At 44.2% G+C, this 18932-nt stretch carries 18 protein-coding genes and 1 riboswitch; of the genes, 12 read left to right on the top strand and 6 right to left on the bottom strand.

Annotated features, from left to right (window positions below; genetic code table 11):
* Nucleotides 1-219: 219 nt before the first annotated feature.
* Nucleotides 220-1017, bottom strand: coding sequence for a CAP domain-containing protein (locus VKA52_RS17975; protein WP_326316691.1), 798 nt, complete (start codon nt 1015-1017; stop codon nt 220-222).
* Nucleotides 1018-1470: 453 nt separating this feature from the next.
* On the opposite strand from VKA52_RS17975, the gene VKA52_RS17970 reads away from it, so the two are divergent.
* Entirely contained in the window at nt 1471-2823 is a 1353-nt protein-coding gene (locus tag VKA52_RS17970; RefSeq protein WP_326316688.1) for a hypothetical protein, read from the top strand.
* Between the two features lie 76 nt (nt 2824-2899).
* A complete protein-coding gene (locus VKA52_RS17965) occupies nt 2900-3679 on the top strand; it encodes an ion transporter (protein ID WP_160914319.1) in 780 nt (259 codons plus the stop codon).
* Between the two features lie 134 nt (nt 3680-3813).
* Here the strand turns inward: VKA52_RS17965 and VKA52_RS17960 are convergent, their stop codons facing one another.
* Nucleotides 3814-5148 (bottom strand): short-chain fatty acid transporter, encoded by a 1335-nt coding sequence (locus tag VKA52_RS17960; protein WP_206947166.1) that lies wholly within the window; start codon nt 5146-5148, stop codon nt 3814-3816.
* Between the two features lie 168 nt (nt 5149-5316).
* Here VKA52_RS17960 and VKA52_RS17955 point away from each other — a divergent pair, with 168 nt between their 5' ends.
* From VKA52_RS17955 to VKA52_RS17940, 4 genes are read left to right on the top strand one after another with little or no spacing between them, the layout of a single operon-like run.
* The gene (locus VKA52_RS17955) at nt 5317-5694 is read left to right on the top strand and encodes a GntR family transcriptional regulator (protein WP_326316687.1); all 378 of its coding nucleotides are present in this window, start codon (nt 5317-5319) and stop codon (nt 5692-5694) included.
* A complete protein-coding gene (locus VKA52_RS17950) occupies nt 5691-6608 on the top strand; it encodes an ABC transporter ATP-binding protein (RefSeq protein ID WP_326316686.1) in 918 nt (305 codons plus the stop codon). The genes VKA52_RS17955 and VKA52_RS17950 overlap by 4 nt, the downstream gene beginning before the upstream one ends.
* Nucleotides 6577-7326 carry a hypothetical protein gene (locus tag VKA52_RS17945; RefSeq protein ID WP_326316685.1) on the top strand — a complete coding sequence of 250 codons (750 nt, stop codon included), beginning with the start codon at nt 6577-6579 and terminating at the stop codon, nt 7324-7326. The genes VKA52_RS17950 and VKA52_RS17945 overlap by 32 nt, the downstream gene beginning before the upstream one ends.
* Entirely contained in the window at nt 7323-8030 is a 708-nt protein-coding gene (locus VKA52_RS17940; RefSeq protein ID WP_326316684.1) for a hypothetical protein, read from the top strand. Before VKA52_RS17945 ends, VKA52_RS17940 begins: the two co-directional genes overlap by 4 nt.
* 68 nt (nt 8031-8098) lie before the next feature.
* Here VKA52_RS17940 and VKA52_RS17935 read toward each other — a convergent pair whose 3' ends face one another.
* The 4 genes from VKA52_RS17935 to VKA52_RS17920 are packed head-to-tail and all read right to left on the bottom strand — an operon-like array spanning nt 8099 to nt 10585.
* A complete protein-coding gene (locus tag VKA52_RS17935) occupies nt 8099-9127 on the bottom strand; it encodes a hypothetical protein (RefSeq protein ID WP_326316683.1) in 1029 nt (342 codons plus the stop codon).
* Nucleotides 9128-9135: 8 nt separating this feature from the next.
* On the bottom strand, nt 9136-9384 hold the full coding sequence (locus VKA52_RS17930; RefSeq protein WP_326316682.1) for a hypothetical protein: 249 nt from the start codon (nt 9382-9384) through the stop codon (nt 9136-9138).
* A gap of 14 nt (nt 9385-9398) precedes the next feature.
* Entirely contained in the window at nt 9399-10265 is an 867-nt protein-coding gene (locus tag VKA52_RS17925) for a permease prefix domain 1-containing protein (RefSeq protein WP_326316681.1), read from the bottom strand.
* On the bottom strand, nt 10262-10585 hold the full coding sequence (locus tag VKA52_RS17920) for a PadR family transcriptional regulator (protein ID WP_160914111.1): 324 nt from the start codon (nt 10583-10585) through the stop codon (nt 10262-10264). Before VKA52_RS17920 ends, VKA52_RS17925 begins: the two co-directional genes overlap by 4 nt.
* A gap of 122 nt (nt 10586-10707) precedes the next feature.
* On the opposite strand from VKA52_RS17920, the gene VKA52_RS17915 reads away from it, so the two are divergent.
* The 6 genes from VKA52_RS17915 (at nt 10708) to VKA52_RS17890 (ending at nt 18836) form a co-directional block, all read left to right on the top strand.
* On the top strand, nt 10708-11529 hold the full coding sequence (locus VKA52_RS17915) for an ABC transporter permease (RefSeq protein ID WP_326316680.1): 822 nt from the start codon (nt 10708-10710) through the stop codon (nt 11527-11529).
* Between the two features lie 22 nt (nt 11530-11551).
* Nucleotides 11552-12325, top strand: a complete 774-nt coding sequence (locus tag VKA52_RS17910) for an ABC transporter ATP-binding protein (RefSeq protein WP_160914114.1) — start codon at nt 11552-11554, stop codon at nt 12323-12325.
* A 27-nt stretch (nt 12326-12352) separates the two neighbouring features.
* A complete protein-coding gene (locus VKA52_RS17905; RefSeq protein WP_326316690.1) occupies nt 12353-13426 on the top strand; it encodes an ABC transporter substrate-binding protein in 1074 nt (357 codons plus the stop codon).
* A gap of 70 nt (nt 13427-13496) precedes the next feature.
* A riboswitch (SAM riboswitch) is annotated at nt 13497-13604 on the top strand.
* Nucleotides 13605-13654: 50 nt separating this feature from the next.
* Nucleotides 13655-15061, top strand: a complete 1407-nt coding sequence (locus VKA52_RS17900; protein WP_326316679.1) for a Na+/H+ antiporter NhaC family protein — start codon at nt 13655-13657, stop codon at nt 15059-15061.
* 330 nt (nt 15062-15391) lie between these two features.
* Nucleotides 15392-17494, top strand: a complete 2103-nt coding sequence (locus tag VKA52_RS17895) for a glycoside hydrolase family 3 N-terminal domain-containing protein (RefSeq protein WP_442788861.1) — start codon at nt 15392-15394, stop codon at nt 17492-17494.
* 67 nt (nt 17495-17561) lie between these two features.
* Entirely contained in the window at nt 17562-18836 is a 1275-nt protein-coding gene (locus VKA52_RS17890) for an exo-beta-N-acetylmuramidase NamZ family protein (RefSeq protein WP_160914120.1), read from the top strand.
* Nucleotides 18837-18932 lie beyond the last annotated feature (96 nt).

The following is an 18932-nucleotide window of genomic DNA, read 5'->3' as shown; positions in this document are numbered from 1 at the left end:
CGCCAAAGAGAGGTCGGGTCGCGCCAAAGAGAGGTCGGGTCGCGCCAAAGAGAGGTCGGGTCGCGCCAAAGAGAGGTCGGGTCGCGCCAAAGGGAGGGCGGGTCGCACCAAAGAGAGGTCGGGTCGCGCCAAAGAGAGGTCGGGTCGCGCCAAAGAGAGGTCGAGTGCACAAAAAAACCACCGGGAGATCCATCCCGGTGGCGACTGCCCTATATTCTATTACTTACCGATGAACATTTGTGTCCAGTAGTTCCCGTCTTCTGCATGACCTACACCGATGTGTGTGAAGTCAGGATTCATGATGTTTTCACGGTGACCTTGACTGTTCATCCAGCCCTGGACAACTTGTTCTGGAGTTGTTTGTCCCATAGCAATGTTCTCGCCGGCTGTACGGTAGTCGATGCCATATGACTTCATCATGTCAAATGGAGAACCGTAGTTCGGACTGTTGTGAGAGAAATAGTTGTTTTGCTGCATATCAAGTGACTTGTCTTTAGCTACGGCACTTAGCTCCGTGTCTAATTTCAGTGGAGCGAGTCCTTGTTTTTCACGTTCCTGGTTCGTCAATTCAACGACTTGCTTTTCAAAAGCGGATACTTCAGATGTTGCTTCGTCCTGTGTGTTTTCTTCTTTTTGAACTTCTTCTTCAGCAGGCTGCTCTGGTGCTGGAGCTGGTTCAGCTTCAGGTTGTGGAGCAGGTGCTTCTTGTTTAGGTTCTTCTTTTACAGGTGCTTCTGCTTTTGGCTCTTCCTGCTTCGGTTGTTCGGTTGGAACTTGTTGATATTTTTGAGCGTACTGATCAAAGAAAGATTGGAAATCTACCTGTTGAAGATTGTTATTCTTTAAAGCTTCTTCATTTTCAGTGATCCAGTTGTTCAATTGACCGCGATCTATTTGAATGGTCTTTGTTTCTACTTGTACGTTTTGCTGTACTTCACCTGTGGATGCAAGGGAAGTAGCTGGTGATGCTAGTAAGGATAGAGCAAGTGCTCCTGTTACAATCAATGACTTTTTCATCATGTTGAAAATTCCTCCTTGAAACCTTTGTTTTTTGGAACGACTCTATCGTACCATCGAACTTTTGTAATATAGGAGGAGGATCTTTCCATATAATTAAAAGAAAAGAGAAATAGATTCAAAGGTGAAGCCTTTTTCCTATGCATTCAAGGATTTTTAAAATTCGATGATAGAAGTCATGTTGGAATATAAATCCTGTTCACTTATATTTTACTAGTTTACCAGGGTTGACAGACTTTTGAGAAAGGTCTGTTTTTTACGATTATGACAACACCTTTACAAAGATTAGTGGGACATTAAGGACTGCAGAAAAGCATCATTACGCTTCTTTGCAACCGAGGCTAGCTTCAGGAAAGACTTAAGACCGGAGCCGAACAGCTGAAGAACCGGAGACATATTTTTAACACGGACGTTCGTTGTGGTATAGTGAAGGAAAGAAGGAGGCGGATGTTAATGAACCCAATGACCATTCACGTCAAGCAGCAAAAGAAAGATGTAGCGCTTCTTCCATCCCGGGTTGTCTTTTACGAGCAAATGCAACTCGTTGAAACCTTCAATGATCAATCTGAATGCCATATGCTTTTCTTTTATAAACAAAAATATCTTACAGCCGTCAAGACGACACGGCTTAAGCTCCATTCCTATGTGGCCCGTGCATTCAAGGAAGGTACTGTATATGAATCTCCGCATCCTTTTATACATGCATTGATAGAAATGAATCATCCCCTACAAAAAATCAGCTATCCTCAGCTGAAAAAGAACATTGCACGACCGTATTCCAGGCAGGAACAAGCGAAAATCCTCACCTTTTTTGAATCATTCATTCCTAAAAAACAACTATTCCAAGATATAAAATCTCTTTTTTATCAATACCGTCGGGAAGGAAACATGTCCGGTGCCTATAGGGTCATCCGCGTGATGCGTGACTTCGCGCCTAATAATCGGTTCGTGAAAGAAATGGCTAATGATCTTTCTTATCGAGAGCATGCCAATCAATACTTAGAACAATCGCATGAACTCATGGAACGCGATCCTTTGTTTAAGGAAACGTGTGCCTCATTCGAAGACCACCAACGTCTCTTGGAAAAAGAAAACCGTTGGGTTGAAGCGACTTCTTATCTGTTCGCTGATTTTTATAACCAACCGACCTCTGAAAGCTATCAATTGTGTCGATCCTCATTCTCCAGGTATTTCGATAACGATAGCCGAACCTTCTTACTTGAGCAGATGGCTCAAGCTGTTCCATCCTTTGAATCAGTGACTGAAGATCTTTTCCAACACTATCTAGTCAATGAAAATGTCCATGCAGCAGCACAACTCTATATAGAACGGGACCTGCAGCTCGATGAAGCACAATTCAACCAGTTGAAGGCCCTGCTAGAGAAGAACCGGTTTGCGGAGGATCCTGAGAACCTTCTTCCTTTAATGAAACGAATCACAGACGAACAGCCGGGGCAATCGAAAGACCTGTTGGACGCTTTTGTTATAAGGCTTCTGCAAACGCAGGAACTTGTCCAAGTCCATGAATCTTTAAAGTCTTTTCCGAATAAGAGTTCCCTTATGAAAAAAGTGGAGCGGATGAACGACATTTGCGAAGACCTCGATTGTATGCAGGAGCTCGGAGAACTGTACTATGAATTTCATCAGCTTGAGAAATCTATCGAATGTTTTCAAATGGAAATGGAGCTGAAGCCGAGTACACCAGAGCCGTTGAGGTGGTTGTCGAAAGTGTATGCAGATAAACAAATGATGGATGAATCAAAGGCCTACCAGCAACTGTGTGTCGATGTACAAAAGTGGGCATAAAGGTGATTGACGGCGGGGCGTAAATCCTATATAAAAGACGAGAGAGTCATATTGGGAAGAAAGTGGGGAGAAGAGAATCAAGTTACGCCATTTTATTGAACATAAAAGTTTTTCACGTTTTATATTAACGGTTATCTTGATCAATGCTGTCATTATCGGGATCTCTACGGATGACAGCATTTATCAAAACTATCAGTCGTTATTCATATTTCTAGACATTTTAGTTTTATCCATCTTTACGGTTGAAATTATTTTAAAGCTTGTCGTTTATCGCCGTCACTTTTTTAAAGATGGCTGGAACATCTTCGACTTTGTTATCGTATTTGGAAGTCTCGTGCTCTATAACACTCATTTCGTTGGTGTTTTACGAATTTTGCGTGTGCTCCGAGTATTGAGGACGATATCAGTGGTACCTTCCTTGAGAAGGTTGACAAGCGCTTTGTTCCTTGCGATTCCCGCCATCGGGTCCGTCATGATCCTAATGGCCATCATCTTTTATGTTTATGCGATTATCGGAGTCACTTTTTTTGGAGATATCGCTCCTGAATACTTTGGAAACGTCGGCCTTAGTACTTTGACATTATTCCAAGTGTTTACGCTGGAAAGTTGGGCGAGTGGTGTTTTTAGACCGATTTTTGCTGAAATCACATGGTCCTGGGTTTATTTCGTGTCCTTCATTGTTATTTCTGCCTTTATCATTTTAAATCTGATTATTGGTGAAATTGTTAACAATGCCCAGCAGCTATCTGAACATGCGGAGGAAGAAAGTAAAGATATGGCGAAGATTATGAATGACCTTGATGAGCTTAAGCAAATGATACGTGAACAAGATCATAAGAATAATAAAACAGGTTAAACCCAAAAGGGTCGCTGTCCAGCAATTGGACAGCGACCCTTTTTTAATTCCTGATAAACGTTTCTAACCACTGATTTTTTTCCTGAGACTAATATAATCCCCTCCTCTGTAAGGAGGGAAGGGATAGTGTATATTTAGTTGAAAAATAAAAGGGCAATAGAGATTGGGATGAAGCTCCAAATCAGAATGATGACACAGAAGCCCATAATGTCTTTAACTTTCAACCCGGCAATAGCTAAAAGTGGCAATGCCCAGAATGGCTGGATCATGTTCGTCCACGCATCCCCCCAGGCCACAGCCATCGCCGTTTTGGCTGTGCTTACGCCAAGATCCATGGCAGCTGGAATCATAATCGGTGCCTGAACGGCCCACTGTCCGCCACCGGATGGAACGAAGAAGTTGACGATGCCGGCACTGATGAAGGCGAGCACGGGAAACGTGAATTCCGTTGAAATGCTCACAAACCAGTTCGACATCTGTTCAGATAAACCGGAAGCAACCATCATGCCCATGATTCCTGCATAGAAAGGGAATTGAATGATGATTCCGCCGGCATTTTTCACTCCATCATTTACGCTGTTCAGAAATCTTCTTGGTGTCTGGTGAAAAAGGATTCCGAGGAATAAGAAGATAAAGTTCACAATATTAATATTGAGGTCAAATCCGTTCCTAATAAAGTGATACACGATGAAGGCCAGGCCAAGCGCCCCAATTAAATAAGAGATGATCCTGCTGTTTTCCATCCTTTCGGCTGGGGTCAGGTCGGCAGTTGTTGCGGCCATTTGCTGCTCCGCCTTATCTTCGTTTTCTAAGAAGTCCAGGTTGTTTTTACTGAGGTCTCCACTGGATTTCAGTAACCACAAGTTAAGTAGAGGAAGTGAGAGAAGTAAAGTCACAATGATGAAGATATTCATGCTGCTGAACAATGTCTCCGTAATAGCGATGGAACCTATTGAATCAGATAAAAAATGGTCTTCTGTCGCAATGGTCAATGGAATGGACCCTGAAAACCCTCCGTGCCATAGGATGAATCCACTGTAAGCACTGGCCATCAATAAACGATAGTCCACATTCGGTACACGTCTCGCTACATGAACGGCAAGGAGTGCTCCGGCTACAAGGCCGAAACCATAGTTGATCACACAAGCGACTCCAGCTACGAAAGTAACTAATACAATGGCCTGTCCCGGAGTTTTCGCAAGCGTACTTATTTTAGATAATGCAGCTTTAACTAAAGGGGTATTTGCAAGTATGTATCCCGTCACAACGATCAATGACATCTGCATGGCAAATGCGAGCAGGTTCCAGAAGCCATCTCCCCAAAATTGCACCATCTGTCCTGGTGAGCTGCCTGTGAAGAAAATCCCTAATCCAAAAACGACGAGTGTCAGAATGATGGCAAACAAAAACGCATCGGGTAAGAAACGCTGCACCATCCGGTCAAAAAAGTTTGTGATTCCTCGAAGCATCCTAAACAACCTCCTAATTATGTAATCGCTTTCAACCCTCCTTGTTAAGTGTCCTTTAGTGAGGAGGAAATTTCAAGGTCCGAGATAAATTTTTCCTTGTCAAAAGTTAGAAAAAGACATATACTACATTACAACACTAATGCACCCATTCAGAGAGAAGGTGATTCATTGATTCTCGATACCGATGGCTTAAAACCAATCTATATTCAAATTGCTGAGTGGCTGGAAAGCGAAATTCTGCATGGGAATTTCCAGGCAGACGAAAAAGTGTATTCTCAATATAAACTGGCCGACTTATATAACATCAACCCGGCAACAGCCGCCAAAGGTCTGACGAAGCTTGCAGAAGAAGGGGTCCTCTATGACAAACGAGGACTTGGTAAATTTGTCTCGACCAACGCTAAAGCGATTATTGTCGAAAAGCGTAAAAATCAGACGCTGAAAAAATTAGTCGAGGATCTCGTCACAGAAGCCGGAAGACTGGAGCTTTCTGAGGAACACATCTTAAAGCTCATCAGGGATGCTTGGAAAGGGGAACAAGGATGAAGGCCATTAAATGTAAGGATGTAAACAAACAATTCTATCGGAAGCGTGCGTTGAATGATCTTTCTTTTTCTGTGGATGAGAATAAAATTGTCGGCGTGATCGGCAGGAATGGAGCTGGGAAAACGACAGTTTTGAAAATCCTAGCGGGGTTATTAAAGGAAAAGTCAGGAGTCATCGAAGTTTTCGGCAGAAGGCCGTTTAACAATTTATTCGTGTCTGCGAATACCATTTATATTGATGATGCTATGAATTTCCCTACAGCGCTCACCTTAAAAGAAATTCTTGAGGAGGGAAGACGCTTTTATCATCATTGGGATCATGAACTGGCCCTCCGTTTGTTCCATTTTTTCGAGTTTGAACCGAAACAGCGTCACAATGAACTATCCAAAGGGAAGGAAAGCACGTTCAATATGATCGTAGGTCTTGCGTCAAGATCGCCGCTTACCATCTTTGATGAACCAACGACAGGGATGGATGCAGCGGTACGAAAAGACTTTTACCGTGCGTTACTGAAGGATTATTTGGCGCATCCTAGAACGATTCTATTATCGACGCACCATTTGGAGGAAATGGAAGATTTACTTGAAGAAGTACTCGTGATTCATGAGGGAGCTTTGAGTCTGCATATATCGATGGATGAATTGAAGGAGTATGGAGTGGGGCTCACAGGAAAGAAGGATGCGGTTGATTCATTTCTGAAAGAAAAACAGATGCTGTGGAAAAAAGAACAGGCCTTTGATACATGCTATGCCGTGATTAAAAATGATCTTACGGGTGATGACTATCAGCGCCTGAAGGAATCGGGGGTTCAAGTTTCCCCCGTTAAAGCGAATGATCTATGTATCTACCTGACTGAATCTCAAAATGGAAAGGGGAGTGTGGATGATGTCTTTGATCGAAGTGCAGACGTCTGAAATCGTCAAGCGGCAGATCGGATATAAATGGAGGGCTTATACAGGCGTATTCACATCTCTTGTCGTTATCCAGCTTCTCGGCTTATTCTTTTCCCTGAACGGAACAGGACAGATGGGTAGCGGGAGAACAGGATACGATGTTAAAATCACCTATTTTACTGCAGATATCATTGTAGGCTTCACGATTTTCTGGGGATTTCTAACGGCCTTTCTGTTAACGACGAAAGCCTATCGAGAAGATGACTTCGCATTTGTAACAAACAGGAAAACGAGTACACTGTCTACGATTGCTTTCTTGTTTACGATTTGTGTCATCGGCGCGCTGACGGCTTTGCTCTCCAGTTTTGCTTTAAAACTGCTTGCGTATGTCATCCTGCCGGGGGAAGAGATGCTTCTCATTCAAGGGATGGGGGATGTGGGCACTTGGCTGCAAGGAATATTTGCTACCATTCTTATCGTTTTTATGTTCAGCAGCTTAGGCTACTTGGCTGGCATGATCATTCAGTTAAACAAAATGCTTGTCATCGTTCTGCCTGTCGTTGTGGTAGGATTGATGATTTTGTTATCCAGAGGCGGCTTTCAAGTGGAGGAGTATTTTTTTCAATTCATTTTTGAAGAAAACCAGGCATGGCTTTTTACTCTGAAAACGATTGCTGTGACCACCATTTTTTACGCACTGGCTGTCCTCGTTTCTAATCGTCTGGAGGTGAAACGATGATTGTTGCAGCGTTTCTGCCAATTTTTCTATTGTTGGCAGTTATTATTGGTTTGATTCTCCTCATTAATAAAAGTTCCCGATTCGGTTTTGGAAGAGGTAGAGCAGGACTCTGGATGCTGATCGGTTATTCGTGCCTGTTAGTGGTGTCAGCAGTTGTTTTCCTTGCGCTTCCTATTGGTAACACGGATTTGCAAGGAAAGGAGAGCGAGCGAAAGGAAGAACAAACGTCTCAGGCGTTTTATGATGCCGTTCTTCAAGGGAAGATAAACGAAATGGAAAAATGGCTCATCCATGAATGGTCGTTTCCTTTTAATGAAGAACAATTGATTCTTCAAGTTGGGGCAAATGATGTGAACAGCATCAATATTTTTGTCGAACATACGGATGGACTTACAGATACTATAGAAGCTTCTTATTATCAGACACCGTTGATGATTGACGGGTTCGAAGTGGAAGAAAAGTACACACCGGCGGTTCATATGGACATGACAACCCTCACAATTTATCCAGGAGAGACAAAGGATCTGAAATATAAAATGTTTGGTTCTGAGTTTCCTTTCCGCATGTTTAACAGAGAGGAAGGGACGATGTGGATGGATTCAATTGTTTCGCACTGGAACGGTTCTGCGCTTTATATCCGTGTCCCTGAAGGACTGGAGGTATTTGCTGATCAGAGTAACTATACCGAAGTGGACCCATCATAGAAAAACAGCTTCTCCTTGAGAGGGTATGTTTTTCATAATATTGAAGAATAAAAGAAACAGAACTCCTTTTATGACGGGGGTTCTGTTTCTTTTTCAGGGATATTAATATGAATTTCTTTTCTATTGCTGCCATCTCTTTCAACAACCCAATACTCATAATCTGGTTCCCTGCCGGCAAAGTTACGGTCTACCGTTACGAGCAGATGATTGGAATGTTGGAAAAAACGTGGATGGCCGGCGTAGTCAGAGAAATTAGTGATTTGTTTAATGTTTTCCCCCTTTGTATCCATCGTGAAAATTTCGTACTGAAACGTACCGTTGCTCGATTTTGATGCAACATCCGCAAAGGCAATCACTTTTCCTTCTGGTGATCGTGTTGGTGAAGACAGCGTTGGACTTTGAGCTTTTGAATAATCCGACGACACAGGAAGGATGGTTTTAGTCTTTCCGGATTCCAGGTCGAGTATTTTTATGCTGGATGTTTCGTAGCTTTTGCTGTACATCAGTTTTTTTCCGCCTTCGATGATTTGCAGGGAAGAGATCGAGACTGTATTCATGTTGGTTATCTGTTCAATTTCTTCTGTATTCAGGTTCATTTTGTAGATGTCAAAGCCGTTGGGCTGGGTCCGGTTATTATATGTTTCTGTGTACTTGCTGTTTTTCACAAAATATACGTGTTCGCCGTCAGGAGCGAATGCAGCGTAAGGGACGTATTCCTCCTCACCAAGGAGAGGGCGTAAACCCCCATCTTTATAAAGCATCAGCTGTTTGTGCATGTGCTCTTCGCCTTCCCATTCACGTAGAAAGAGCATTGACTCGCCGTCTGGAGAGTAAGCAGGCTGCAAGTCATCTTTACCTTCTTCTGGTTTTAATAGAAGTTTAGCCATGCCGCCTTCTATTGGTGCTGAGTAAAGAGCGCCATGATCATTTTGAAAATAAGTGAAGGTCAGTTCCTCGTCGTTTGGAGAGAGGGCAGGTTCCTTGCCAATTCCTGTGTAGCCGGTCGGAGTAGCCGCAAAAGTCCCTGTCCAATAAAGACATAAGTATAGAATGAACACGCCACTTATAAAGAGTAAGTTTTTCTTTTTTAAAGACAATGCTCCATTCACCTACTTTCCATTTGATCTTTTGTAATAAAGTGGAAAACTATCCCTAAGAGCAGAACGATAGCACCATAAACACCCAGGAGCAGGTGCTCAATCAGTCCTATAACCATTAAGAGAGCCCCCGCTCCAGCCATCACTTGGCTGATGAACAGGACAACCTTTCTGCGTTTGAATAACAACAGAAGGATATGGATCATCACAAAACCTAGAAGAACAGGCCAGCCAACACTGTTTAGTAATTCTTCCATCCCAATATCCTCCTTTACATAAATGTTGACAGAATGGTGAAAGGAGAGACGGTTGCGGCGGCCATAAATAATAAACCGGTAAAAATCGCTAAAACCGGACGCTTTCCGATCAAATACATCTGGAACTTATAAAAACCAAGCCAGGCAACTATGACACCGATTGGAAGGAGACCTCTCCACGTAAAGCCTGTGAAAACAAGCATTCCCCAGACCATAAATAACGCTGCTGTGCTGATGATCACACCAAAAATAATATTCATGATATGACTGATTTTCGTTACCGTTTTTGCTTTGGGATCGTTGTTCGTTTTTAAGGAAGCGAAGTATGAATTACGAACGATAAAAATCAGACACAAGAGGATAAGAGTGAAAATGTAGGTCATGAACAGGATGACTTGAAGTGAATAAAATTGTGTAATGATGACAAGGTTGAATCCGTTCCATAATGCTGAAAGGAAGACGACGGTATTGACAGACCAGAAATATTTTCCGACCCAGGAGATGTTCATCGCTACTAGTGTGACCAAACTGCCAAAAACGAGTTGAATGAAGAGCCAGACTGGTTCAGGATCCCCGAATGAAAAGGTCATAATCAGGTGTATGAACACGCCTAATAGCAGAGTAGCCACTCCAATTCCATAAAGCAGTCCACGCTGAAACGGGTAGAGGGTTTCCTGTAAACCATCTCCGATCAGTCCAGGAGCACCGAAATCGTTGATTGCCAGTCTTTCAGCTCTTTTCTCTGTTTCCCCGTTGTTTATGTAGTCTTGCTTAGAAGCTTTTAGGTGTGCCAATAATTCTTCTTTAATTTCATCCCGCTCGTCGTCAGTACTCTGCATCTGATTCAGGATCTGATTGACATGTTTTTCTAATTTCTTCATGGAAGTTCCCCTGTCGTTTTGGTGATGAGGTCATTGACACTCTTCCATTCCTCAAGCTTTTGCAGGAGGACCGTACGACCTTCATCGGTAATCCTGTAATATTTCCTCCGTCCATAGTCAGTTTCTGACCAGTAGGATGTCATCCACTCCTTTTTCTCCAAACGCTTGAGAGCAGGGTAAAGGGTTCCTTCACTCATGTTGTACAATTGATTGCTTTCTTCTTTTAAGTGTTTGACGATTTCATATCCGTACATATCCCGCTTGTTGACAAGATTGAGCATGAGAATGTCTATGCTCCCTTTCATAATCTCCCTATCCATATTCACACTCCTTTTCCATTAATTTCTATAAACATTGTAATACGATGTACATCGTAAAGCAAGGTCATGATTTTTCACACAATTGGGCACCCGCACATAAATTAGCAGTAGAGGTGGTGAGAATGAAAGATGATCAAAGGGAATCTGTGACAGACCCTTTACAAATGGAAAAACAAGAGTGGAAAAAGCGGCAGATGCAGCACCGTCTGAAGCAGATACTGACCATATCCTCGCCGATTTTCATTGTATTGCTATGGGAGTTTTTATCGCGAACGGGACTGATTGATGCCCGTTTCTTTCCGCCTCCGACAGAGATCGTTGGGACGTTCTGGGCGATGGGGATGAGTGGGGAGCTGTTCCATCATGTCGGGATTTCTTTATTTCGTATTTTTGCCGGGTTCCTGCTTGGGGTCATACCGGCGATTGTGATCGGCCTTTTGATGGGACTTTATGGACCCATCCGCCATTTCCTTTCACCTCTTATCATGGCACTCATGCCGATCCCGACCCTTGCGCTCCTGCCGATCATCATCATCTTATTCGGTGTCGGTGAAGTTTCCAAAGTGGTGACGATTGCGGGGAGTGTGTTTTTTCCTGTCGTCATAAACACAGTAGCGGGCGTTGTAAACATTGACCGCATTTATTTGGATGTGGCAAAGAATTATGGGGCCGATTCGAAGCAGTTCTTTTTCAAGATTGCATTGCCGGGTTCGCTTCCGGTCATGCTCGAAGGGATTCAGATGGGGCAGGCGATCGCACTGCTTACGATTGTCGCAGCGGAAATGATGGGAGCCAATTCAGGGATCGGGTATTTGATCTGGACGTCGTATAAAGCCTTTTTGTTGAAAGAAATGTTTGTCGGGCTTGTGCTCATTTCGTTCTTCGGCTATTTATTTTCGATCATTCTCCGGGGCCTGCAGGCCAAATTGCTGCCATGGCGCTAACTGATGAAAGGAGCGACAGGGGATGGAGGCTAAAATATCGATTCAGGATTTAACAAAGGTTTTTTATAAAAAAGAGACCCGCGTGACGGCCTTAGAGGGGATTTCTCTTGATATTGCGGATGGTGAATTCGTCTGTCTCGTCGGGCCGAGTGGCTGTGGGAAAACGACGCTGTTAAGGATTCTGGCGGAGTTAGAAAAACCAAGTGGTGGCTCCTTCACGATTGCAAAGAGTAAAAAAGAACGGCCGCTGCAGTCGATGGTTTTTCAGGAAAGAGGAGTCATTCCATGGTTGACCGTGGAAGGGAATGTGAGTTTCGGGTTAAAGATGAGACACATGCCTGCAGATGTAATCAAAGAGCGGACCGCTTATTATTTGAATAAAGTAGGGCTCGAGAAATTCGCCAAGCTCTATCCAAAAGAGCTTTCCGGTGGGATGAAGCAGCGTGTCAGCATTGCGAGAGCATTTGCGAACGATCCGGAAATCCTTCTTATGGATGAACCTTTTGCTGCGCTCGATGAGCAGAATAAATTCATATTGCAGGAAGAACTTTTAAATATATGGTCAGAAACGAAGAAAACGGTCTTATTTATTACCCATAGCATAGATGAAGCGCTCCTACTTAGCGACCGGATTTTGTTAATGAGCTCGCAGCCCGGCACGATTATCGATGAAAAGCGGATTGATCTGCCGCGCCCGAGAAATATGGAGCAGGTACGGGCGGACCCTTTGATGGCGGAGCATTTTGTGGAGATTTGGAATCATCTTCAGGAAGAAGTACAGCGTTCGCGTAAATAGAGGAAGAGAGGGGATTGGAATCCCATGATGAAAAAAGTATGTCATCTGTTTTCTTTTTTGTTGATTATCTTTGTGCTGTTCGGGTGTTCCTCCAGTGATTACGGGGGAGATACAGGCAGCGGTGGCCTCACAGACGGTGATTTTGCTCCATTAGATAAGAAGGCGACGGTAGTAATAGCTGAAGATGGAGCAGCTTCAGGGGCTGGCTTTTATATTGCTGAAGAAAAAGGGTACTTTGACGATTACAACATTGATATCAAGTTCACAACGTTCGCCAATAGTGACGATATGCTTCCAGCTCTGGCAGCAGGGGAAGTGGATATTGCCGGTGGTGTTTCCACGGCTTCCTTCTTCAATGCTATCGCCCAGGGGATTGACGTGAAGATCATTGCCGATAAAGGGCATTATTTCGATGGCAGCTCCTATTTCAGTTTTGTGATTCGTGAAGATCTGCAGGATGAAATCAAAGAGTACAGCGACTTGAAAGGAAAGCGGATTGCCGTTTCATCGAGAAATGCTGTGGATGATTATATTTTTCAGCGCATGCTTGAACATGCCGGTCTGACAGAAGACGATGTCGAATTTGTTCTCATGTCTGACTTTGGAAACATGCTTGCCGCCATGGGGAACAAATCGATTGATGCTGCTCTTCAAATCGAGCCACTGATCACTCAGGGAGAAGCACAGAACCTGCACGTTCGTTTCGGTGACGCTACAGATTTCGCTCCGGATGCACAGATTGCGATGGTGCTGGGATCCCCCGATTTCATTGAAAAAGAAACCGACGTTTCTGTACGTTTTATGGCTGCCTATCTGAAGGGGGTCCGTGATTATAATGATGCGTTCCTTCATGATGAAGGTCTTGATGAAGTGATTGATATCATGACCAAACATACGGCGCTTAAGGACGCAGAAGTTTGGAAGAAAGTCGGTGTGACGGGGCTTGACCCTAACGGAGAAATGTTTATTGACGATATTAAGAAACAGTTCGAGATGTATGATGCGAACGGTGCTATCAGTGGAGATATTAACTTCAATGATGCCATCGACACGTCTCTTTCTGAAGAAGCGATGGAAATGATCGGGCGCTACGATCGATAACACTTTTTCTGAAAATCTCTTGTCAGCGGATCTTTTTTATTGTAAAGTTACCATTAACTCAATCGAATATTTCTTATCAAGAGAAGCTGAGGAACTGGTCCTGTGAAGCTTCAGCAACCACCAACATCAGTTGGCCGGTGCTAAGTCCAGCAAGTGATGATCACTTGAGAGATAAGAAGGAATGAACGGATACGTTTCAAGAGCCTTCTTATGTAAGAAGGCTCTTTTTTGTTGGCCGCCTTCTTTTGGATCAGGAACTTTTCTCGGGATAAAACCAACTATTCTGATGAGTTATATAAAAAAGGAGGTCAAATCATGACAAAACCAAGCAGCAATGCTTTCGCACTCATCCCATTTGTGGTCTTTATTTTACTTTTCATCGGATCAGGGGTCATCACGGGTGATTTTTATAAAATGCCCGTTCTAGTTGCCCTATTCGCAGCTATTCTCTTCGCCTTAGCCATGAACCGGAAAACGGATTTCCAAACGAAAATTTCCCAGTTGACGAAAGGAGGAGGGCACCCGAACATCATACTAATGGTGGTCATCTTCCTGCTGGCGGGCGCAATTGCTGCCGTAGCATCCGGAATGGGTGCAGTTGAATCCACCGTCAATCTCGGCTTGACTTATCTCCCTGGAGGCTGGATGGTCGTCGGTTTGTTTGTCATCGGCTGCTTCATCTCGATTTCCATGGGGACCTCAACAGGTACGGTGGTTGCCCTCGCCCCTATCGGCGTAGGCGTGGCAGAACAGACGGACATTGGCCTTGCCCTGGTCATGGGTGCCATTGTCAGTGGTGCAATGTTTGGGGACAACCTTTCCGTTATTTCAGATACGACCATTGCAGCTGTCCGTACGCAAGGCACGAAAATGAAAGAGAAGTTCAAAGCGAATTTCTTTATCGTTTTACCGGCAGCCATCATCACGGCCGTTATTTTTGCTGTAATGACAGCGGATGCCTCGGCAAGCCTGGATGAAAACTATGCGTACAACATTGTAGAGATTTTACCTTACTTAGGCGTGCTGGGCTTTGCGATTGCCGGAGTGAATGTCATTTATGTTTTGATTGGTGGCATTGTTTCCGCCGGAGGTGTCGGCCTTCTGCTTGGTAAGTTTTCCGGAATGGAGTTCGTCACTTTGGTAGGGGATGGATTTACGAATATGCAGACGCTCGCAATGATAGCGATTTTGCTCGGCGGTCTTGTGGAATTGATCCGTGCAAATGGAGGGATCGAGTTTCTATTACAAGCCGTGAGTCGGAAAGTGAATTCGAACCGTGGCGGGGAGCTTGGTATTGCAGGGATTGTGACGGCCGTCAATTTTTCTACTGCGAACAACACGATTTCCATCATTACAGCAGGCCCGCTGGCGAAGCAGATTTCTGATGAATACGGTATCGAAGGGCGCCGATCCGCAAGTATCCTCGATATCTTTGCCAGTTCCGTTCAGGGAATCATTCCTTATGGTGGACAGATTTTAGCAGTGGCAGGTGTGGCCGGTATTTCTCCTGTCGCGATTGTTCCGTTTTGCATTTATCCTTTACTCACAGCCGCAGCCGGACTTTTAGCGATCGCTTTCAGATACCCAAAATTCACCGTAGAAAAAAGAAAAGCCGTAATGAGAAGTGCTTCTTAAGAGAGAAAGGTACCTGGTCCAGGTACCTTTTTTATGTACTTTTTTTACATTAATTTTAAGAAAAGTTGACATATTATTTTAAAATGAGTCGATTGGAATAGTAGGAAAGCTTTGGAAATCGAAGGAGAAAAGGATGATTCGGGCCTTAAGTGGTATAGACGACTATATCTATTTCCGTTACGCTTTTATTACAAAATGTAAACGTTTACAACAATATTTCTCCTATACCGACTTTATAGAAGAACTGCTTTTTAGAAAATGTTTTGCGAAAGGGTCTTTTTGGATAGAAAGGCACCTTTTACAAATAGATAAATCAAGGAGGAATGGTGAATGAGAATGGCGGGGAAATGGATGTTTATCTTTACACTGACCCTTGGGATGATGCTGCCGTCGTGGTTGATGGGTACAAAGGTGGAAGCGGCTGAAGATGGAGGATTATCGGATTTAATCATCTTTGAGAACGTACCACAGGCAGATGTAACGATGGAAGGGGATGAGTTTACTCTTTCCGCACTGAATGTGTATGAAGACGGACATTTTACAAAAGTGGAGGAAGGACTCGTTTGGAAATCGAAGAATTCGAACGTTGCCACTGTGGAGGATGACGGTACAGTCACCTTTACAGGAAAACCTGGACGTACATGGGTGACGGTATCGAACGGTGATTTTAAAGATCGGATTGCCCTTGATTTTAAACCGGACCACTCCAAAAAAGGGAAGCCGGAATTTAAACCGACCATCAAAAAGCAGGATGGTGATCGTTACGACCTCGTCCAACATGCTCTTTCCAACATGACTATGGAGGAAAAAGTCGGCCAGATGCTCATGCCTGATTTCAGGAAATGGGAAGGTGAAAACGTGACGGAAATGCTTCCTGAAATCGAAGAAATGGTACAGGAATATCATCTGGGTGGTGTCATTTTATTCCGTGAAAACGTTGTGACCACGGAACAAACAGCGAAGCTTGTTTCTGATTATCAAGCAGCCTCTGAAAAATATGGACTGCTTATGACGATTGACCAGGAAGGCGGGATTGTGACTCGTCTTCAGTCAGGAACGGACATGCCTGGAAACATGGCTCTGGGTGCTACTCGTTCGGAAGAGATCGCGGAAGATGTAGGATCTGTAATCGGGGCTGAACTTTCCTCTCTTGGTATTAACATGAACTTTGCCCCTGTCATGGATGTGAACAATAATCCTGACAACCCTGTCATCGGTGTTCGTTCTTTCGGAGAAGATCCTGAACTTGTTGGGAAAATGGGCGTGGCGTATACGAAAGGGCTGCAGCAACATGGAGTAGCCGCAACGGCAAAACACTTTCCGGGCCATGGGGATACAGCGACAGATTCCCACCTCGGTCTTCCTGAAGTCCCATATGACCTTGAGCGGCTGAAGGAAGTTGAACTGTATCCCTTCCAACAAGCAATGGATGCGGGCATTGATGCGATCATGACTGCGCATATTACGTTCCCGAAAATCGATGATACGAAAGTAATCTCTCAGAAGGATGGTTCCGAAATTGCGCTTCCAGCCACTCTTTCTAAAAAAGTACTGACAGGTTTGATGCGTGAAGAGATGAATTACGAAGGAGTCGTCGTTACTGATGCTTTGAATATGAAAGCAATTGCTGACCATTTCGGACCGGTGGATGCTGTTATTCGTGCGATCAATGCCGGGACAGATATTGCGCTTATGCCTGTAGGTCTCGAAGAAGTGGCCTCAGGTGTCTATGAAGCTGTCGAGTCTGGCGAAATCCCGATGGCTACGATTGAAGATTCTGTTGAACGAATCCTTACATTGAAGTTGAATCGAGGCATCATTAAAGAAGAAACGCCTCAGCCGATTGATGAGAAAATTACAGAAGCGGAGGAAGTCGTCGGGTCAGAAGCCCATAAAGCGGTTGAAAAAGAGGCGGCGGAGCGTTCCATTACACTAGTGAAAAATGATGGGGTTCTGCCTGCAGACGCATCGGGTGATAAGCAGATCGTGGTGATTGGAAACTCCTTTATTGGTGATCTTGAAAAGGCTGTATCTGCTCATCATTCAAATACGACCTTAATCAAAACAGGGGAACGTGAATTAACAGCTGAGCAAAAGCAAACGGTGGCAGAAGCAGACAAGGTTATCTTCGGTACGTACACGTACAATGTGTACACGCGTTCAGCCACTCATCCTCAAATGCAGCTCATGCAGGATGTGATGGCAAATACGAATGCAGAAGTAATCGGAGTCGGCATTCGAAACCCTTATGACGTCATGGCTTATCCAGGAGTGGATGCTTATATCGCTCAGTACGGATTCAGAGATGCAAGCTTTGAAGCAACGGCTGCTACCATTTTCGGTGCAAACAACCCGACTGGACAGCTCCCTGTGACGATTCCAGGAGCTGATGGAGGCACTTTGTTTGAATATGGTACGGGGTTGAGTTACTAGTACATGACTTTTTAGGAAGAGGGGCTTCACGCCCTTCTTCAATATAATCAAAAGGGAGAGGTTTATTTTGAAAAAGTGGTTGATGCTTGCCTTGGTATTGATGATGACATGGTCGACATTCTCCGTTGTTTTCGCAGATCATAACGGCAATCCTGGGAAACACAAAGGGCACGATAAAAAAACAGAGTCTTTCAAGCTTGGAGTGGAAGTCCTCTTAGATGAAGAAAAAGATTTGATTGAAGGCAAGAATGTAGGGTTGATTACAAATCCTACCGGTGTTGATCAAAATTTGAACAGTATCGTAGACCTGCTTCACAATGATGAAGATGTAAATCTAACGGCTTTGTACGGACCGGAGCATGGTGTCAGAGGCAGTGCTCAGGCTGGTGAATATGTGGAGTTTTACACAGATGAAGAGACAGGACTTCCTGTGTACAGTCTCTACGGAAAGACGCGCAAGCCGACTCCGGAAATGTTAGAAGACATTGATGTGCTCCTGTTTGATATCCAGGATGTAGGGACACGTTTTTACACGTACATTTACACGATGGCTTATGCGATGGAAGCAGCTCAGGAAAATGATATTCCATTCATCGTGCTTGATCGTCCGAACCCGCTGGGTGGAGAAAAAGTGGAGGGTCCGGTATTGGATGAAGATTACAAGTCCTTCGTCGGAAACTATCCGATTCCGCTTCGCCATGGCATGACGGTCGGGGAGCTTGCGAAGTTATTCAATAACGAGTTTGATATTGGCGCAGATTTGACGGTTGTGGAAATGCAAGGATGGAAGCGGAGCATGGACTATGATGAAACAGGACTTGAATTTGTCGCTCCTTCACCGAATATGCCGACTGTGGATACAGCTTTCGTTTATCCGGGAGCGGCACTGATCGAAGGGACGAATGTTTCTGAAGGGCGCGGCACCACACGACCGTTCGAATTGATTGGTGCTCCTTTCATCAATAGTACGGATTTAGCTGCAGAGATGAACGCCTACAACCTGCCAGGGGTAAGGTTCAGAGCAGCATCCTTTACACCATCCTTCTCGAAGCATGCAGGGGAGTTGACGCATGGCGTGCAGATCCATGTGATCGATCGTGAAGAATTCAACGCGGTAGAGACGGGCGTATATCTTGTGAAGACGATTCATGATATGTATCCGGAAGACTTCCAATTCCGTGCGGAAAACTCAGCAGGCGTCTCCTTCTTCGATTATCTTATTGGAAACGGATGGGTCCGTGAAGCTATTGAAAATGGAGAGTCCGTAGAAGACATGAAGGACCAATGGGAAGATGGACTGAAAGAATTCAATAAAGTAAGAAAACACTACCTCTTATATTAAGAAGTAATAAAGCTATAAGGAATAATTTGGCACACCAGGTCATCCATAATATGGATGACCTGGTGTGTGTATTTTTACCATTAATCGGCAGGTGCT

The organism is Halobacillus sp. HZG1, from assembly GCF_035818575.1.
In the GTDB taxonomy this organism is placed as follows: Bacteria; Bacillota; Bacilli; order Bacillales; family Halobacillaceae; genus Halobacillus; species Halobacillus litoralis.
Note: the sequence above shows the minus strand (reverse complement) of the source record. Positions and strands in the feature narration are given on the sequence as shown.

What these genes read in the sequence shown, in the direction of transcription:
- VKA52_RS17975 (WP_326316691.1), bottom strand. Translation starts at nt 1,017, where the DNA reads ATGAAAAAGTCATTGATTGTAACAGGAGCACTTGCTCTATCCTTACTA.
- VKA52_RS17970 (WP_326316688.1), top strand. Translation starts at nt 1,471, where the DNA reads ATGAACCCAATGACCATTCACGTCAAGCAGCAAAAGAAAGATGTAGCG.
- VKA52_RS17960 (WP_206947166.1), bottom strand. Translation starts at nt 5,148, where the DNA reads ATGCTTCGAGGAATCACAAACTTTTTTGACCGGATGGTGCAGCGTTTC.
- VKA52_RS17950 (WP_326316686.1), top strand. Translation starts at nt 5,691, where the DNA reads ATGAAGGCCATTAAATGTAAGGATGTAAACAAACAATTCTATCGGAAG.
- VKA52_RS17945 (WP_326316685.1), top strand. Translation starts at nt 6,577, where the DNA reads ATGATGTCTTTGATCGAAGTGCAGACGTCTGAAATCGTCAAGCGGCAG.
- VKA52_RS17940 (WP_326316684.1), top strand. Translation starts at nt 7,323, where the DNA reads ATGATTGTTGCAGCGTTTCTGCCAATTTTTCTATTGTTGGCAGTTATT.
- VKA52_RS17930 (WP_326316682.1), bottom strand. Translation starts at nt 9,384, where the DNA reads ATGGAAGAATTACTAAACAGTGTTGGCTGGCCTGTTCTTCTAGGTTTT.
- VKA52_RS17925 (WP_326316681.1), bottom strand. Translation starts at nt 10,265, where the DNA reads ATGAAGAAATTAGAAAAACATGTCAATCAGATCCTGAATCAGATGCAG.
- VKA52_RS17920 (WP_160914111.1), bottom strand. Translation starts at nt 10,585, where the DNA reads ATGGATAGGGAGATTATGAAAGGGAGCATAGACATTCTCATGCTCAAT.
- VKA52_RS17915 (WP_326316680.1), top strand. Translation starts at nt 10,708, where the DNA reads ATGAAAGATGATCAAAGGGAATCTGTGACAGACCCTTTACAAATGGAA.
- VKA52_RS17910 (WP_160914114.1), top strand. Translation starts at nt 11,552, where the DNA reads ATGGAGGCTAAAATATCGATTCAGGATTTAACAAAGGTTTTTTATAAA.
- VKA52_RS17905 (WP_326316690.1), top strand. Translation starts at nt 12,353, where the DNA reads ATGAAAAAAGTATGTCATCTGTTTTCTTTTTTGTTGATTATCTTTGTG.
- VKA52_RS17895 (WP_442788861.1), top strand. Translation starts at nt 15,392, where the DNA reads ATGAGAATGGCGGGGAAATGGATGTTTATCTTTACACTGACCCTTGGG.